The sequence below is a fragment of the Candidatus Zixiibacteriota bacterium genome (genome assembly GCA_034003725.1).
In the GTDB taxonomy this organism is placed as follows: domain Bacteria; phylum Zixibacteria; class MSB-5A5; order GN15; family FEB-12; genus WJMS01.
The window spans coordinates 569,656-587,569 of the sequence record JAVEYB010000001.1; the positions used below are offsets into that span (position 1 = coordinate 569,656).

General features: G+C 61.1%; 8 protein-coding genes. 4 read left to right on the forward strand and 4 right to left on the reverse strand.

Annotated elements, in window-relative coordinates; translation table 11 throughout:
• Positions 1 to 12: 12 nt before the first annotated feature.
• From RBT76_02510 to RBT76_02525, 4 genes are all read right to left on the reverse strand, one after another.
• Positions 13 to 2,235, reverse strand: coding sequence for an ATP-binding protein (locus tag RBT76_02510; protein MDX9856642.1), 2,223 nt, complete (start codon positions 2,233 to 2,235; stop codon positions 13 to 15).
• The gene (locus RBT76_02515) at positions 2,232 to 7,061 is read right to left on the reverse strand and encodes a PAS domain S-box protein (protein ID MDX9856643.1); all 4,830 of its coding nucleotides are present in this window, start codon (positions 7,059 to 7,061) and stop codon (positions 2,232 to 2,234) included. Before RBT76_02515 ends, RBT76_02510 begins: the two co-directional genes overlap by 4 nt.
• Before the next feature lie 75 nt (positions 7,062 to 7,136).
• Positions 7,137 to 10,166: a protein kinase gene (locus RBT76_02520; GenBank protein ID MDX9856644.1), complete on the reverse strand. Its 3,030-nt coding sequence runs from the start codon at positions 10,164 to 10,166 to the stop codon at positions 7,137 to 7,139.
• Between the two features lie 2 nt (positions 10,167 to 10,168).
• Positions 10,169 to 11,815, reverse strand: coding sequence for a SpoIIE family protein phosphatase (locus RBT76_02525; protein ID MDX9856645.1), 1,647 nt, complete (start codon positions 11,813 to 11,815; stop codon positions 10,169 to 10,171).
• A 301-nt stretch (positions 11,816 to 12,116) separates the two neighbouring features.
• Here RBT76_02525 and RBT76_02530 point away from each other — a divergent pair, with 301 nt between their 5' ends.
• Genes RBT76_02530 through RBT76_02545 form a run of 4 tightly spaced genes read left to right on the forward strand, consistent with a single transcriptional unit; the run spans position 12,117 to position 17,829 of the window.
• Positions 12,117 to 14,657 (forward strand): PEP/pyruvate-binding domain-containing protein, encoded by a 2,541-nt coding sequence (locus tag RBT76_02530; GenBank protein ID MDX9856646.1) that lies wholly within the window; start codon positions 12,117 to 12,119, stop codon positions 14,655 to 14,657.
• Positions 14,654 to 16,732: a PAS domain S-box protein gene (locus tag RBT76_02535; protein ID MDX9856647.1), complete on the forward strand. Its 2,079-nt coding sequence runs from the start codon at positions 14,654 to 14,656 to the stop codon at positions 16,730 to 16,732. The genes RBT76_02530 and RBT76_02535 overlap by 4 nt, the downstream gene beginning before the upstream one ends.
• On the forward strand, positions 16,707 to 17,279 hold the full coding sequence (locus RBT76_02540) for a response regulator (protein ID MDX9856648.1): 573 nt from the start codon (positions 16,707 to 16,709) through the stop codon (positions 17,277 to 17,279). The genes RBT76_02535 and RBT76_02540 overlap by 26 nt, the downstream gene beginning before the upstream one ends.
• Before the next feature lie 13 nt (positions 17,280 to 17,292).
• On the forward strand, positions 17,293 to 17,829 hold the full coding sequence (locus RBT76_02545) for a CBS domain-containing protein (protein MDX9856649.1): 537 nt from the start codon (positions 17,293 to 17,295) through the stop codon (positions 17,827 to 17,829).
• Positions 17,830 to 17,914: the final 85 nt, after the last annotated feature.

Genomic DNA, 17,914 nt, shown 5'->3' on the forward strand with positions numbered 1-17,914 from the left:
CTCCGTTTAAGGTCAGCCTATCCTCGTATCGAGATCGGTCGGCAGGGTGATCGTGAAAGTCGTGCCCCGACCGATTTCGCTGTGGACTTCCATCGTCCCGTGGTGCTTTTCAATGATGGAGCGGCAGATGGACAGGCCGAGTCCCGTACCGATGCCGACTCCTTTGGTCGTAAACCCCGGCTCGAAAATCCGCGACAAATGTTCCGGCTTGATACCGGTCCCCGTGTCTGCAATGGCGATTCGAATCTTGTCCCCGAGGGACTCCGTCCTGATCGTGATTGTTCCGTCACCGACAATCGCCTGCCGTGCGTTGTTCAGCAGATTCAGAAAGACCTGGTTCAGTTGCGCCGGATAGCAGGCGATGTGGGGAAGATCGCCGAATTGCCGCACGATCGTGACATGGTGTTTAATCTCATGGTGTATCAGGGTAAGGGTGTCTTCGAGCCCTTCGTGTATGTCGACGGTCTTCAGATCGGCGTCGTCGAGCCGGGCGAAATTGCGCAGCCGCCGCACGATATCGGTGACCCGCTCGGTGCCGCTGCCGATCACGCGGATGGCGTTGTCGATAGCTTCAAAGTTGCGCTGTAAAACGGTTTCGCTTTCCGGCTTTTTTCGGTTCACGGGCGCGAGCGCCTCGCGGATATTGGCGAACGCCCGCATGAGCGTGTGGTGCATGCTGTTGACGGCACCGATCGGGGTATTGAGTTCGTGCGCGATCCCCGCGACCAGCGACCCGAGCGACGCCAGCTTCTCCGACTGCACCAGCTGCGCCTGCGTGTCGCGAAGCGTCTTCTCGATTCGGGCCAGCTCTTCATGCGCGTTCTCTAAAGCGCGCTGCCGGTCCAGCTCGCGTTGCCGGTGCTTCTGTTCCGTCTCGGCAAGTTTCTCTTCCAGTTCCACTTTCTGCGCCCGGCATCGCTGTTCTATGGCCGCGGCCGACTTCTCCTCCAACTCCTGAAGCTTACAAGAGAGATTATCGCGTTCGACAACGGCGGCCCGAACGAGGTAAGTGGACATCGAAACCAGCAGAGCAAGTATACCCCACATGTAGAAGGGATAATCAGACGACCGGATGTACGGCATAAACACGGGTAATTCCGGCAGCATCTGGTACGCGGCGGCCGCGACAAACAGTATATAGCCGACACCTATCAGCCAGGCGAACGGTCTTCGGCGAAGGATGGCCAGTACCACCACCCGAAGCGACTCGCCGAGTCCCGCAAACGTAAGCGCGTACACCCACTCCAGCGGCAGCCACCATGCGACGGCCATCAAGGCCACACCCACTACGGCCACGGCCGTCGCGAATCGAGGCATCTGCAGGTAGAAGACCGCGTAGAGCAGCAGCGGACCAGCAACCGCACTCATCAGCAGGGATATTTTGAATGCAAGCATATGCACGGCGAACGGCATATATCCGGACAGCAGCGTCAACTGCGACGGGAAGTAACATATTCCCGCAAGGCTGACAGCCAACAGCGCATAAAAGAGGTTTTGCCTCGACGGACGGTGAGCCAGATACAGCAGGAGGTGTACCAGCGCCAGGGCCAGCGCGAACGCCACGAAAAACGCCTGGTGTCGCCCGCCCGACAACAAACGGGACGCGTAACCGCCGATCATGCCGTCGGCCTCCCCTATCTGAACGAGGAACCCGGCCGCGCCCCCCCAGATGACCATCTGGTACCAGCGATGATTCGAGTAGCGTACCGCAAGGACGTTGTCGCCCGGCCGGTCGAACGAAAACGTGTGCGGCTGAGACCACGTGCGAATGTCGTTAACTTCGGTGAACTGCGTTGCGCCCACGGTCCCGAATCGAAACAGCAGCTTGCCGTTCAGGTAGATATCGGCCGCACCCGCCTGCTGCAGCATCAGGCCCAGCGGCACGCCGACCAGCGCAGAATCCACTTCCAGATGGAGACGAAACCAGCCGATACCCGGCCAGAGCGAATCGCTGACAATTTCGCGGGCGAGCGCAGTGCTTACGCGGGCCCACGAACGGTCGTCATGATCCGGGCTCGCCCATACGGCATTGTCACCCGCATGGTATCGCCACGCCCCGGATAGATCGCAAATGCGATCCGGACCGACAAAACCGGCCTGTTCAATTCGTGTCGATCCGTCGAGAACCTCTGCACCGGCGCCGCCCGCCGACAATAACCATACGGCTGCCAGCATCAGCGCCATGCGTATTCCGCCGTTGCGGGGCGGCTTGTTGCCGTGGGCGGCATCCATCATCCACGCTCACTTTTCGACATAATATGATCATCAAGCGTCATGGGCAACCTGATCGTAAAGGTCGTCCCCTTTCGCGGCTCGCTTGCGGCGGTGATCGTCCCTCGATGGTCCCTGATTATCTGATAACAGATCGACAGTCCCAGCCCGGTCCCCACGCCCACCCCTTTGGTGGTGAACCCCGGGTCGAAAATCCGGCGGAGGTGTTCGGGCTGGATACCGGCGCCGGTGTCCGCTATCTCGATAACCGCAGTATCGCCTTCGGCATGCGTCGAGATCGTTATTGTACCGTCCCCGATAATGGCCTGACGAGCGTTGTTCAACAGGTTCAGGAACACCTGATTCATTCGCCCGGGATAGTGGTTGAAAGGCGGCAGAGGACCGTAGTTGCGCACAATCGCAATATGGTGCTTGATCTCGTGATGAATCAGCGTCAGCGTATCCTCGATACCCTCGTGGATATCCGCGCGCTTGAGTTCAGCTTCGTCCAACCGGGCGAAACTACGCAGCCGTTTGACGATCGTCGTCACCCGCTCGGCCCCGTTGGCTATCACACGATTGGCGTCGTCTATCGCAGCCAGCGCGGAGACAATCGTCCGGCTGCCGGCATGATCGGCGCTTGACACGTCCAGGCTCTTCTTGAGCTTGTCCACCGCGCGGACCAGCGTGTCATGCATGCTGGACATGGCCCCGATCGGCGTGTTGATTTCGTGGGCAATCCCGGCGACAAGCATACCCAGCGACGCCATCTTCTCCGACTGCACGAGTTGCGTCTGCGTGTCGCGAATCTCGCGGTTGGCCCGTTCGAGATCCTGCAGCAGGCGGCGCAATTCCGTAACATCATGCGCCACCCCGATCACGTCGATTACATTACCCTGCCCGTCCCGGAGCGGATTGCCGTGCGCGGACAACCAGCGCGTCGATCCGTCCTTGTGCCGCACCCGCACTTCGACTTCCGAGGGCGTTCGGCCGGAGAGGTACGGCTCCCGAAATTCCTCGCTGAAGCGCGGGAAATCGCGTTCGTGAAGCACCGTCTGCAGACTCGTGCCGAGAAATTCCTCGACCGCATACCCGGTGGCCGTGGTGAAATTCGGCGACAAATACGTGATCCGGCCCTCGGCATCCACCGAGAAGATGATGTCCGCGGCGTTTTCGACCAGGCGACGAAACCGTTCTTCGCTTCTCCGAAGCGCCTCAGCGACCCGACGACGCTCCAGGTAGATGCCGATCATTTCCGCGCCGGTGGTGAGCGACCGAACATCCTCCTGGCTCCACTCGCGTTCCTGCACCAGATCGTCGAACCCGATATAACCGTACCACGATCCGTCGACCATGATCGGCACCAGCAGAATCGATTTGATTCCCTCCCGACGCAGCAGGCCGGCTTCGGACTCGGGTAACGAGGCGACCGGACCGGCTACCGGTCTTCCGCTGCCGAGTTCATCGGCCCAGCGGAACAACCCCGATTCATAGGGATAGCGCCACGCCTCGTGCTGCGCTCCCCACGGCTGCAGGCCGCTCGCGCACGCGTCGTGCTCCAGCCGCATGAACAAGCGGCCCTGCTCGTCGCGTTCATTCTCGAACACGTGAGCGCGGCCCACCACGGCCGCCTCCATGAGATAGCGAATCGCCTCATCGAGAGAGTCGCCTCGACCTCGCTCGGAAAGCAGCGCCCGCGAACACGCCGCCAGGCCTTCCTCGTAGCGAAGCCGGGCGCCGAGTTCTTCCTGCGCCTGCCGGCGGTCTCGCACTTCGTCGGAAAGCGCCTGGTTCAGTCGCGCCAGTTGAGCCGTGCGCTGCTGCACGCGCTCCTCGAGTTCGTCATGCGCCCGCTGCAGGGCCTCCTCGGCCCGCCGCTGTTCGGTGATATCGCGCACGATTGCGAGCACCGCATCGTCGCCCGACACGACAAGGCGCGCCTCAAAGTGGTGCTGCCTGCCTTCGTGCGGCAGTTCGTATTCCAGCCGCTGCATCTGTCCGGTCGACAAGGCACGGTCGATCGCTTCCATGGTCCGCTCGGCGAGCCCGGCTGGAAGAAAGTCACGCACGTGGCCGCCGACGATCTGTTCGCGCGGCACCTGCAGCGGGCTCCCCTTGGGAGCTTTGTAATCCAGGTAGATGCCATCGCGCCGCAGCCGGAACATCAAATCCGGAATCGTCTCCAGCAGGGCCCGATTCTGCGACTCGCTCTCCGCCAGATCACGATTGACACGGGCCAGTTCGGCCGTGCGCTGCTCCACCCGAAGCTCCAGCTCGTCGTGGGCTCGTTGCAGCGCTTCCTCGGCGCGCTTTCTTGCGGTAATGTCTCTGCCGATGCCCACATAATACAGCGTCTCCCCGGCCTCCCCTTCGATCGTGAACACCGACAAATCGAGCGGAAACGGCTCGCGGGGGGGCAGATCGATCATTATCTCTCCGCGAAACGCACCGTCTTGTTCGATCGCCGCGCCGATGCGATCGACGTTTTCCAGCCCAATCACCTCGACCAGATGCATCCCCACCGCCTGCCGGTCCGGGATGCCCGAGGCGATGTGGTGTGCGGGGTTGCGCTCAACCAGCTTCAAATCCCGGTCGAAAATGGTAATCGAGTCGTTGGCACGATCGAAAATCTCCCGGTATAACTGCAGCTTGCGCTGGGCCTCTTTTTGCTCCGTGATGTCGATTCCGGTGGCTACGACATACTCGACTTCACCGCCGGGAGTGCGCAGTGCCGTATTGAGCCACGTGATCCGGCGGCGGTCCCCGTCGCGGGTGAGCCAGTCGTTCTCGCCGTGAACCGTCCCGGTCGACGACATGATCGCCTGATAGAGGTCGTCGATATACGCTTTGTCTTCGTCGGCAATGGCAACCTCGATAAGACTCTTGCCTTCGACTTCATGAAACCGGTAACCGCTCGTCTCTTCGGCGGCCCGGTTGAAGCGGACAATTCGTCCCTGCGGATCGAGCACGACAACCAACGCACCCACGGTGTCGAGCACGGCGGTGACGAAATTGCGCTCGGCCTGCAGCGCCTGCTCCGCGTGTTTCCGCTGGGATATGTCGTACACGCCGCCGATGATGACCGGCTCGCCTCCGAGCACAGTCGAGTTAAGTGAAAACATCGACCAGAACACGGTCCCGTCGACACGCTTCAGCTGGACTTCCAAATTCTCCACCCGGCCGTCACGAGTGAGCATGTCGATTACCTGACTGCGGTCTTCAGGCCGGGCGTAGAAGTCCGGTGAGCGCTGTCCGATCAATTCTCGCGCCGACAAACCGACCAGGGCGCCCAGATGATCGTTGGCGTATATGATCCGGCCCGTTTCGATACTGCTTACGATGGTCGGTACCGGCGACGCGTCGATGATGATTCGCAACTGCTCGTCGGCCTGCTTGGCACGTGTGATGTCCGTGTACACCCACACGCGGCCGTGGTCGGTCGCATCCTGTCCGGTGACCGAAAAGCTGTAGACGGAAACGACGCGGCGCACCGGTTCCAGCAGGGTGAATGCGCGCTGGTACAGCGTGTCCGGCTCGAACACCTCCTGCGAGAGATCGTCGGGCGTATCGGCAAGCCGCATGATAAGCTCGCGATAGTGCTCGCGATGCTCGAACCGCGACTCGGCCCGGCAGTGAAACGTGCGCACCGGCTGCCCGATCAATTCGGCGGCGTCGATGCCGAAGAACTCGGTCACCCCGAGATTGGTGGTGATGACCGTCCCCTGATGATCGACCATGACGATTGCGCTGAACGACGTGTCGATCAGCGCCTGCAGCCGGGCGTTGGTCTGCGCCAGCTGCGCGCGGTGCTGCTCCAGGTGCGCGGCGCGGTCTTCCAGCTCGCGGTTGAGACGCTGCAGATCCGACGTACGCTCCGCCACCGCCTGTTCGAGCGTCTGATAGGCGCGGATATTTTCCAGCGCGGATCCGGCCAGCGTGGCGTACATCTCGACCCGTGCTATATCCTGGTCGTCCATGGCCCGGTCGTGATATTGCATGTTGCCGATGATGACGCCGATCGGCGTACCGTGCACCCGAACCGGCGTTATGACCAGCGCCTTGGTGCGGATGACGCGATTCGGCTCGCGCGGCCAGCGGGGATCCGCGTTCAGGTCCTCGATGAACACCGTCCGGTTCTCCGCATAACTCTCCATCACATGCGGCGGGCGAGGCATGTGTTCGTCGAGAACGTTGCGTTTGAAGTGCTCGATACGATCCGGCGGGTCGAACGGCCAGCAGAGTGACCGAAGTCGCAGCGCCCCGTCATCCACGAGAAACAGCATCGACCGATCGAAATCGAGACTGGACGTCATCAGCTCCGGTATCAGATCGAGCAGCTCGTCCTCACGATACACCTGCGAGAATCGGTTCGAAACGTTGTTTAGCGCCGCCAGCTGCCGATTGGCGAACTCCAGCCGTTCCGTCCGTTCCGAAATCCGGCGCTCCAGATCACGCGAATAATCAGTCAGTTCGCGATGCAGCCGGGCGTCTTCGATCGCCTGATAGATCGTAATTTCAAGGTCGTTGATTTCGAGAGGCTTGAGGATGAAATGGTATGCGCCTCGTCGGATTGCGTCGCGCGCGTGCGACACCGATCCGTGAGCCGTCAGGACGATCACCGGAACCTCCGGTCCCCGCTCCTTCATCCTGGCGAGCACATCCAGGCCGTTGCGGTCAGGGAGGTTCAAGTCGCACAGGACCGCTGCGATTGCGTCCGGGTCGAACTTCGCCAGCCCCCTGGCCCCCGACGGCGCCGTGATAACCCGAAAGCCGCGTGCCCGAAGGCGGCGCGACGTTACGCCCCGCTCCACGGCATCGGCTTCGATGTATAGAATGGTGATCCTGGTCATGGTTGTCGAGGCGCCTCGTCTGCGCCGCGCCCCGGCTCGCACGGGGCCGGGGTGCATATACCTGCGCCGAGGTCGCTAGCTTGTCAGTTGGGCAAGGCGGGCCCGCGCATCGGCGATTTCCTTCAGCTCTGTGTCGGGATTGCTCCAGAATCGAAGCATCTCGCGAAAATGCTCCACTGCGGTCGTCCGATCGCCCAACTCCTGTGACGCAACGCCGAGATAATAGTGCGTCATGGGATACGTGAACCCGGAGTTCGTGCGTTCCGTCCCCTCGACGAGAGGCGTGAGCACGTCAATGGCCTCCTTGTAGCGCCCTGTCTTCACCATTATCTGCCCGATGGCATAGTCATTTCCCGTCTGGTTCGGCTGCGACGACTTGATAAGGTAGTACGCGCGGATCACGGCGGCGGTATCGGCGGCGGCGTGCGCCTCGAACAGCGAATCCAGACCATCGGCCAGCGAATGCATTTGCTGCGGGAGTCGGTTGCGAAAGTCCGTGATTTCGCGAGTGAACAGGGCGCGCATTTCCTCCGCCTGACTGTGATCCATCGCCACGACCTCGATCGGGTAACTCATGCGCTGAAACGTGCCCGCGACCTTGTACGCCTGCCGCAGATAGTAGTGTGCGCTGTCGCGCTGCCCCATGAGATCGAAAAACCCCTTGAGGACGCCGTAACTCGACGATATCAGGTTTTCGTCACCCGTCTTCTGCGCGTGCTCCAGGGCACGGTGCCGCCAGGCCAGATTTTCCTTGAAACGCCCCCGCCACAAAGACAGGTTGCCCATCGAGTTGTCGTACTGACGCATCTCGTACGGGTCGTCGCCGAACTCCTTCGGAATGCGGGCCAGAAGCTGCTCCGCCTTGTCCAACTCCCGCTTCTGCACGTACGCATTCGCGAGCGACGAGATCGGGTCGGGATCGTCGGGGAACCGCTCCATTGCTTCCCGGTACAGCTCGATAGCATCGTCGAACCTGTTCAGCCGAAAGTACAGTGTGCCGAGGGATTGATAGTAGTCGGCGGTCTGCGGCGAGGTCTCCAGCAGCCGTTCGTACGACGGAATGGCCCCCTCGAAATTGTTGTACTGCGATCGGAGGTCGGCGTACTGCTGCAGCGCGAACGGATATTCGGGGTCAATCATGAGCACGGTGTCCAGTTGAATGAATGCCTGGACCGTGTCCCGCTCAAACGCACTGATCGCGACCGCGTAAAACGTCCGACCCTCTTTGTCCTCCGGATAGGTCTCCACAAACCGCTTGATCTTGTCGTACGCCGGTTCGTACTGCTGGCGCTGCCACAAGTCCACATAGATATCGAGCAGCGAGCGCTCCCGCCGGGGCAGCTTGTCCTGGTACACGAGCGCCTTGCTCAGGTAACCGACCCCCTTCTGCTGCCGTCCCTGGAACACGTGGACCATTCCGATACGCATGTATGGAAGCGCAAAGGTGGAATCGATCTCGATCGCCTTCTCGAACTGCTTGATCGCCTCTTCCCATTGCGACAAACCGAACAACTCGACACCCTTGTGATATTCTTTATAGGCTTCGGGTGACGAGGCAAAACTGGAGGCGCTGATATCGCGCGCGTCCGCCTGCGCCACGTTCAGCGAGGTCGCGATTTTCGTGGTGAGAGAATCCACCAGAACGAACGGATCCGACCCTACGACTTTTTCGCCCAGCAGAATCGTGCCGGAGGTAATATCCTCGAGCCGGGCATCGATCCGAATCTGATCGCCCACTTTGAAGAATGACCCCGACAGCAGCTTGGCGGCGCCGAGCGCCTTGGCCGCATCGACATAATCCTCCCGGGAGTACTGCTCGTCGCTTCGAACGCCAAGGTGATCGAAAACACGCTCCCGGCTGATGATGTTGATGGAGCCGCTTTGCGACAGATCGGTGAGCATGATTTCCGGCAGCCCCGTCTGCAGCCAGTCCAGTTCCGGGTCGCCGGTCTTGTTGCTGAAACTGAGAATCGCCAGGCTGTTGACGCCCTGCGCGAGACGGCCCGCGAGCGACAGGGCTTTGTCGATCTCGCCCCCGCCCGGAAGATCGCTCATGCGGGTTTCGACGTCTACGTCCAGGCACTGCTCGATCAGACCACTGACGATTACCATGCCGACAAGGATGACGATCACGAGCTTCCACGTCAGGTTGATCTTGAACGTCCGCCCGCCAGCAGGCATGCGGTCGGTGATCGCCGACACCGTTTCAGTCACCCCGGAGTCGTACTGGCGGCGAAGGGACCGCAGGTCGACCACGAGGTCGCGGGTGTCCTGGTAACGGTCGGCGGGATCTTTTTGCAGGCACTTGGCGATAATACGCTCGAGCTCGGCGGGGATATCCGCATTCTTCAGATGCGGCGGCTCCGGCTGCGACTCGAGAATTTTCGCCAGCGTCGATACTTGCGTCTTCCCGGCAAACGGCATTTCGCCGGTCGCCATCTGGTACAACAGGATCCCGAAAGAGAAGATGTCGGAACGGTTGTCGACTTTCTCGCCGCGCACCTGTTCCGGCGACATGTAGGTCACGGTCCCCAGAATTTTGCCGGCCCTTGTCAGCTCCTGACTGACCGTGCGCGTGCTGTCCTCCCCCTCCTTCTCGAACTGCACCGGCGTCACCGGCTTGGCCAGACCGAAATCCAGCACTTTCGGCTCCCCGCTCTCATCGACCAGGATGTTCTCGGCTTTGATATCGCGGTGGACAATTCCCTTCTGATGGGCAGCGGCGAGGCCGGAGGCTATTTTCGATGCGTACCGAAGAATCGTCGCCATGTCCGGTTTGTCTTCCCGGAGAATCGACGCCAACGACCGTCCGGCGATATACTCCATGACTATGTAGTTCATGTCGCGATTGCTGCCCGGCTCCTTCTCGACCCCGAGATCGTAGATCCCCATGACATTCGGGTGCGACACCTGTGCGGCCGTTCTTGCCTCGCGATAAAAGCGCTCCCGGCGCTCCGCATCGTCGAAATACTCCGCGAGCAGGATCTTCAGCGCCACCTGACGTCCCAGCTTCTGGTCTTCGGCAAGAAACACGGCTCCCATGCCGCCCTCGCCGATCTTGCGATCGATCCTGAAATGCGCGAATTGCTGTCCGGGTGTTAGCATCGTCATTCCTTTTTCACTACGAGCATGGTCACATCGTCAGACTGGGCCGCCCCCTGAATGAACTGCTCGATATCCCGCCGCAGCTCACCCGTGATCTCCGCCGGCGTGCCGTGCCGCGCGCCGGTCAATGTCCTTGAGGTCCGCTCTTCACCGTACTGCCCCTCCGGACCTTCGGCTTCCGTCACGCCGTCGGAGAAGACGAACAGCACGTCCCCTCTGCGGAACGTCGCCTGCGCTTCCTGCCACGTATTAAAATTGAACGCGCCGATCATGGTCCCCGACGCCTCCAGCAGTTCCAGCGTACCGTCGCTGCGAACGAGCATCGGCGGATTGTGGCCCGCGTTAATGTAGGTCATGGCGCCGGTCTCCGCATCAAGAATACCGATAAACAGGGTGGCAAAATCGCCGGGATCGCTGAATTTGTACAACTGATACGAAACCTGCTCCACCGTGCGCAGCAGGTCGAACGGCTTCTGCTCGTACAGGATGCGGAACGACGCCAGGATATTGGCCATCAGCAGCGCCGCACCCATCCCTTTGCCGGACACGTCGGCCACGAGAAACAGCAGCCGCCCGTCCGGCAGCAGGGCGAAGTCATACATGTCGCCGCCGACCGAGCGCGACGACTCCACGGTCGCGTGCAGCGAAAACCCCGGCAGTTCCGGCTTGTCAACCCGCAGCAGCCGACGCTGGATTCCGGCTGCCCGATTCAGCTCCGCGTCCATCACCTGCTTTTCTTCGCGCTCCTCCAGCAGTTCATAGTTGAGCAGCCGGGAGGCGATAATATTGCCGAACATTGCCAGCAGACGGAGATAATCGTTGTTGTATCGATGCATCGGGTTGGTGGTGTCGACGTACAACACCCCGAGGACACGCCCCTCGTCGAACAACGGCGCGGCCATGGCCGACTTCAACTCCGACAGGATGATGGACTGCTGCGCGGCGTAGCGCGGATCCACCGTCGGATCGCCCACCAGGATCGCCGACTTCTCGTCGAGAATCTGCTGGATGATGGTCCGCGACAACGTAAACGAGCCGAGGTCCTTTCCCCCCGGTAAAAGCGTGGCTGCCGTATAAACGTCGCCGGTTTCCTCGGACGTGAACAGGATAGCCAGACGGTCCGCGGGCACGACCCGGCCGACCAGCCCAAGGGCACGCTCCAGCATTACCTCTCGCGGCTCGGAAAGCACCAGCATCCGCGCCATCTCCGACAGGGTGGGAAACAACTCGGGGTTATCCGACGCTTTCTGCGGAAGCGGCTTGAGGGCCTCGTTGATGTCCAGAAAAACCGATTTCTCCGGATCGAAATCCGACAACTGCGCACGGTGTGACCGCGTATGGTCGGCCGAAGGCTGGTCGCTGTCGGACAGCCTGAACTCGGTGCTGCCAAAAGCGATCTGGTCGCCGCTTTTCAGTTCCGTGCGCGCGCTGACCCGCACCTGGTTCACCGTCGTTCCGTTGTGGCTGCCCAGATCGGTCACAAATACCTGTTTCCCTGCAGCGTCGACTTCGACTTCGGCATGGCGTCTCGACACCGTGCCGTTCGGCACGCATATGTCACAGTCGGATTTGCGCCCCACCAGGAAGCGACCCGGTGAAAGTTTGAACGTGTAATAGTGTTCCCCGTCGGTGCCAATAAGTGATAGCATGAAGTGTGTATTCCTTTTTCGCGGCAGTGGCGTCGGTGCATATCGTCTGCCCGCCTCACATGCCCTCGGTTCGGGCCGCGGGCGGCCTGGTATTGGTTGTGAAGTCCCGACGCCGTGGCCGATAATGTACGTGGCCGACCGACTTTTGACAACCCCTGTTTCAGACCACCTTTTGCCCCGCCGGGCGGCCCGTGGCCCGTCCTTGCCAGCCGGTATCCATAATCCTATATTGAACCCGAGACGGGCCGCTCCCCAACGGCGGACCCATTCTGCTGTCGCGTTGGTACGAGGGTGTCATTGCATGGTTCGATTCCGCGATCCCCGCAAGAGCACAAAGCGAAAAGACGACAACGCCCTGGAATCGGTTCGCTCCAAGTTCGCCGCCTTCCTGGCGTTACTGGAACGCCACCATCAGGCGATGTCGATTATCAGCGACATGGAAGAAAAGTCGCAGGGCGAATACCTGTTCGACCTCAACTACATACGAACCAGTGTCGCCCAGATTCGAAATTGCGTCACCCGACTCATCGAAATCATGATCGAACTCGGTGGTCCCCGCTACGAAATACTGCGCGATCGTTTTGCCGAAATCGGCGCCCGCATCGATGACTCCCTGCCCTGGTGCCGGTCGACCGGCACCGACCGGTTCGTGTTGCCGCTCGAAGAGGTCGGCCGCGACCGGGCTTGCAGCGTCGGCAGCAAATGCGCGCAGCTGGGCGAAATGAAGTCCCGGCTGCAGTTGCCCGTACCCGACGGGTTCGCAATCACGGCCTGGAGCTGCCGGCACTTCCGCCAGGTCAACAACCTCAACGACCGTATCAGCAAACGACTGGCCTCGGTGAACTTCCTCGAGTACGACGATCTCGTCCGCGTGTCCGGTGAAATCCGGTCGATGATCAGCGAATGCCCCCTGCCTGACGATCTTGCCGATGCAATCCGACACGCCTACGAGGAACTGGCTGCACGCAACCCATCGGCGAAGTTCGCCCTCCGATCAAGCGCGCTCGGCGAGGATTCCTGGTTCAGCTTCGCCGGCCAATACGCCACCTTCCTCAATATCGAACCCGATCGCCTGCTGGAATGCTACCGCGAGATCCTCGCCAGCAAGTTTACGCCCAAAGCTATCTATTACCTGCTGTCTCATTCTCTGGTTGAAGATGATCTGGCGATGGGGGTGGGGATGGTGACGATGGTGGACGCGCGGGCGGCGGGCGTGCTGTATACGCGCAACCCGGTGAATCCGGAGAGCACCCAGCTGCAGGTCCACGCCGTGTGGGGTCTCGGCAAATCGCTCGTGGACGGGCAGTGCGATCCCGACGTGTTTTATGTCAACCGCGCGACGATGGAGATCGAATCCCGCCATATTGCCGCGAAAACGACGCGGCTTGTCATGGCCCCCGGCGGCGGGACGGTGGTGGAGCCGATTCCTCCATCGGAGCAAATGCAGCCGGCCCTGACCGACAGCCTTGTCATCCAGCTGGCCCGCTATGGCGTCATCATAGAGACTCATTACAGCAAGCCGCAGGATATCGAATGGGCGATCGATCGCGATGGCAGCCTGTTCCTGCTGCAGGCACGGCCTCTGAAGATCGTCAGCGCGGAATCGCGGTCGGGGCCGGTCGACGTGTCCGGTTATACGGTGCTGCGCTCCGGCGGCGTGACTGTGTGCCCGGGCGCCGCGATCGGCTGCGTCTTTCCGGTGTCATCGGTCGATGACCTGCCCCGAGTCCCAAACCGCGCCATTCTTGCCACGCGCCAGCCGTTCCCCGGCCTCGTGACCGTCATGGGTCGAATCGCCGCAATTATCGCCGAGGCCGGCGGCCCCGCGACACACATGGCGACGATCGCCCGGGAATACCGTATCCCCACCATCGCCGGCATCAGCGGGCTCTCCGAACTCCCCCGCAACACTGTCGTGACGGTTGACGCGACCGAAGGCGTAGTGTACGCCGGCTCGCATCCTGAGCTGGTGGAAGCCCGTCAGCCCGATTACAACCTCTTCGCCGATATGGATATCTTCCGCCTGCTCGAAGATCTGCTGGTGCACGTCTCGCCGCTCCATCTGGTGCAGCCGGCCGACGCTGGGTTCGCCCCGGAAAACTGCCGCACCCTGCACGACATCACCCGCTACGTACACCAGAAGGCTATCGAAGAGATGTTTTACGGCGGAATCCGCGTTGGAGATTCCACGCAGGTGTTCCACCGCCTCAAAACCGACGTCCCGCTGACGGTAGACATGATCTATCTCGATCGCGAACTGCCGACATCCCCCTCACGCAAGGAAGTGCCCGATACGGAGATCGGGTGCAAACCGATGGAGCAGTTCTGGTCGGGCTTGAAAGCCGAAGGCTGGCCCCACAAAGCCCGCCCAAGGTATCAGGCATCGTTTCCGTCCGTTCTGGGCATCCGGGGGCGCGAGAGCGGTTACTCCGAGAATAGCTTCGCCGTCATCAGCCGCGAGTATATGGTATTGAGCCTCCGCATGGGATACCACTTTTCGACCGTCGAAGCGCTCTCCACCGCCGACCCGAACAAAAACTATGTCCGTTACCAGCACAAGCAGGGTGGTGCGTCATTACCTCGGCGCATTCGCCGCGTGCAGGTCATCTCCGGACTCCTCGGCAGAATCGGATTCGTCCACCAGAGCAAGGGAGACTTCCTGTCGGCCGGCATCAACCACCTCGACGGCGAGCGAATGGGCGAAATCCTGCACGCCGTGGGCCGACTGACGGTCATGACCAAGCAGCTCGATATGGCGCTGTCGACCGATGAGATCGCCAACTGGTACATGGAAGATTTCGCCAAGCGGCTCGGTATCGGTCCGGGAGAACCGACCGCATGACGACCGCGCCGGACAGCACCGCGCGATCGAGCGGCGTGTCCTCCTCCCGTCGGCATCTCTGGCTCGCCGCCGTGACCATCCTGACGGTGGTCCTGGTGTTCGCCGTCTACGTCTCGATCACCGAAGACATCCTGATGCGGGATCAGTTCAACCTGTACGCGCAGCGATACCAGCAGATGGTATCCGATCAGGTGGCTGGAGACGTCGGTGAAAGCCTGCGGGACCTCTTTAGAGAAATCCGCATGCTCGGCGAAGCCGGAGCGGAGGCGGCCGATTCGCAGCATCTGAACCGCGACTTCGAAAACGCGCTGGCACAGTGGCAGGTCAAAGGTCTGGTCGAACTGGGACTGTTGGAGTCGACCGGCCGAACGGTCGTCAGCACGAAAGCGGCGCGGATTCACGATGCGGATATGGTGCCGTTGTACCAGCTCCTCGATCACGCCGGCGCCGACTCCACGGTCACATGCTACGTTCCCGGCTCGACCGCCGCGGATACGTCGACCGACCGCCGATATCTGCTGCGGGCTCAGCGATTGGGCGCGGGCCAGACTCGACAATGGGTCTACGGCATTATCGACATTGCATGGATGGCCCGTTCGGTGCTCCGTATCGGCGGGACTGACAGCAGCGGATACGCCTATCTTGTCGATCGTGATTCGACCGTGTTGTTTCGACCTGAAGACGCCCCCGCTTCTGTGTTCACCCCGATCTCCTCCGCGTGGGGCGGCGCGCGAACCCCGATCTCCTGTTATGGCTGCGGTCCGGCGGAAGCATGGAGCGTGATGGTGGTCGCAAGCGACCCGGCCACCCGGGCCATCAGCGAACACCGAACACGACGCCACCTCGCCAACGTCGCCATGGTTTCGGCGGCGGTGCTGCTTGTCCTGCTCGGATTCTGGCAGCAGCGTCGCGTGGCGACACAGCTCCGCACGCGCATCGGTACGCAGTCGGAGTTCCTCTCCGCCGTGCTGCAGTCGTCGGTCGACGCAATCATCTTCATCGACAACGACAATCGCGTGCAGGCCTGGAACAGGGGAGCGGAAATGATTTTCGGTTACTCCGCCGACGAGATGATCGGCCGGAGTTTCCACAAGCTGATTCCTCCGGAGATCGATGCCGAGGCGGAGCTGGCGATGATCCGCGACACCGTCTACCGGAATGGCTTCCTGAGAAACTTCCAGACACAGCGCGTTACCAGGGATGAGCGACGGATCACCGTCAACCTCTCGCGGACGTTGATCACGGACAGCCGTGGCCGCCCGCTCGGAAGCACGGCAATCCTCAAAGACGTCACGGAAAAAGTGGAGCTTGATAAACAGCTCTACAGCACGGAAAAACTGGCTTCGATCGGCATACTCGCGGCCGGTGTCGCACACGAACTCAACAATCCGCTTGCGGTGATACTCGGCTTCACGGACCTGCTCAAAGAACGATTTCCCGAAGGCAGCCCCGAGCGGGCCGATCTCACGATCATCGAAGAGACCGCCAACAATGCCAAGAAGATCGTCGAAAACATGCTGGGATTCGCCCGCGTGAGCGAGGGACAAAAAGACTCGGTCAATGTCAATTCGGCGATTGATGCCGTACTCCGCATCACCAGCCACGCGTTTGATTCGGGAAAGATCGAAATTGTCGCGGACGAAGTACGTCCCGCGCTCCCCGACATCGTCGGCGATCCCCGCGAATACCAACAGGTGCTTCTGAATCTCGTTAACAACGCGATGGCTGCCATGGCCGGGGACGGCGGTCGCCTGTCGATTGCGGCGTGGGCCGAAGACGGCCAGGTACACGTGCGCATCAGCGATACCGGCGCCGGCATCCCCGAGCGCATCAAGGGACGAATTTTTGACCCGTTTTTTACGACAAAAAGGGTTGGGCAGGGGACCGGACTCGGCTTATCATTGTCCTATGGGATAGTGCAGAAATACGGCGGGGACATCCGGTTCACCAGCCGATCTCCCGAAGACTTCCCGGACCAGCCCGGCCGCACGACCTTTACGGTTTCCATGCCGATCGTCGCGACGGCGGACGGATCAAAGGACGGAAGCGATGAATCAGGCGATACTCGCGGTTGACGACGAGCCGCACATGCTCATGCTGCTCGAACGAATCCTTCGCGAGCGCACGCGCTTCGAACTGGTCGCCACCACCAATTCTCTCGAAGTTCCCGGTCTGCTCGAATCCCGCACGTTTGACCTGATCATCTGCGACTTGCGGATGCCCGGCATGGACGGACTGGATATCCTCCGCTGGATCGACGAACACAATCGTCACGAAGCGGTCGTCCTGATCACCGCATTCGGCACCCTCGATGACGCGGCCGAAGCCAAACGCTACGGCCTCTACGAGTACCTGAACAAACCGTTTCGCAAGGAGCAGCTGCTCTCCGCCGTCCACGCCGTTATGCGCTGGCAGGCGGCGCGCCGCGACGGCGAGTCGAACGGCTCTTTCGAACGGGACGCCTTTGCCTCGGCGCCCCTCCACTTCCAGCAAGTATGGCTTCACCGGATGGCCCGGCGTCACGGCTCCGCGGACAATATTGCCCGGCACACCGGCATTCCCAAACGGACGGTCGAAAGTCTCCTGCACCCGAATGGCGATCATCCGGGCAGCCGTGCCTGAGGAGGCGTTCCGGATGCCTGAACGAATCAAACACATACGCGCCGGCGATGTGATGATCCCCCTGGATCAGTACCCCCACATCCCCTACTGGATTTCGCTTCGGCAAGCCATGGTGGAAATGGAGAAGTCTGAACTGGTAGTGCAGGGACGTGTCTCACTTCCCCGCGTCGTACTGGTATTCGATGAAGAGTACCAACTGATGGGTACAGTCCGGAGACGCGACATCATGCGTGGACTCGAACCACCCATACTCCGGGAACGACCGATCGACGACCGAAAGCGCATGTTTTCCGCCGAGCACGCTGACCGACTCGAAGGACTTTCGTACGAAGAGATCCTCGCCGGGGTGCTGAAACAGGCGGAAACCTCGGTCGGGGACGTCATGCAGCCGATCGAACACACCGTGGACTATCACGACCATCTGTTCAAGGTGGTCTACGAAATGAACACGCACGACCTCAGCCTGCTGCCGGTTCTGCGCGACGGCCAGGTCGCGGGTGTCATTCGCTCCGTCGACGTCTTCCGCGAAATCACCCGTATCCTCCTGTAGCGATCGCGGCCCGTCCGGCATCGCGCGTTGTACCACACAACGCCACCTGCAGCCAGAATGCCCGGCACCTTTTTGGCTTGCGGGC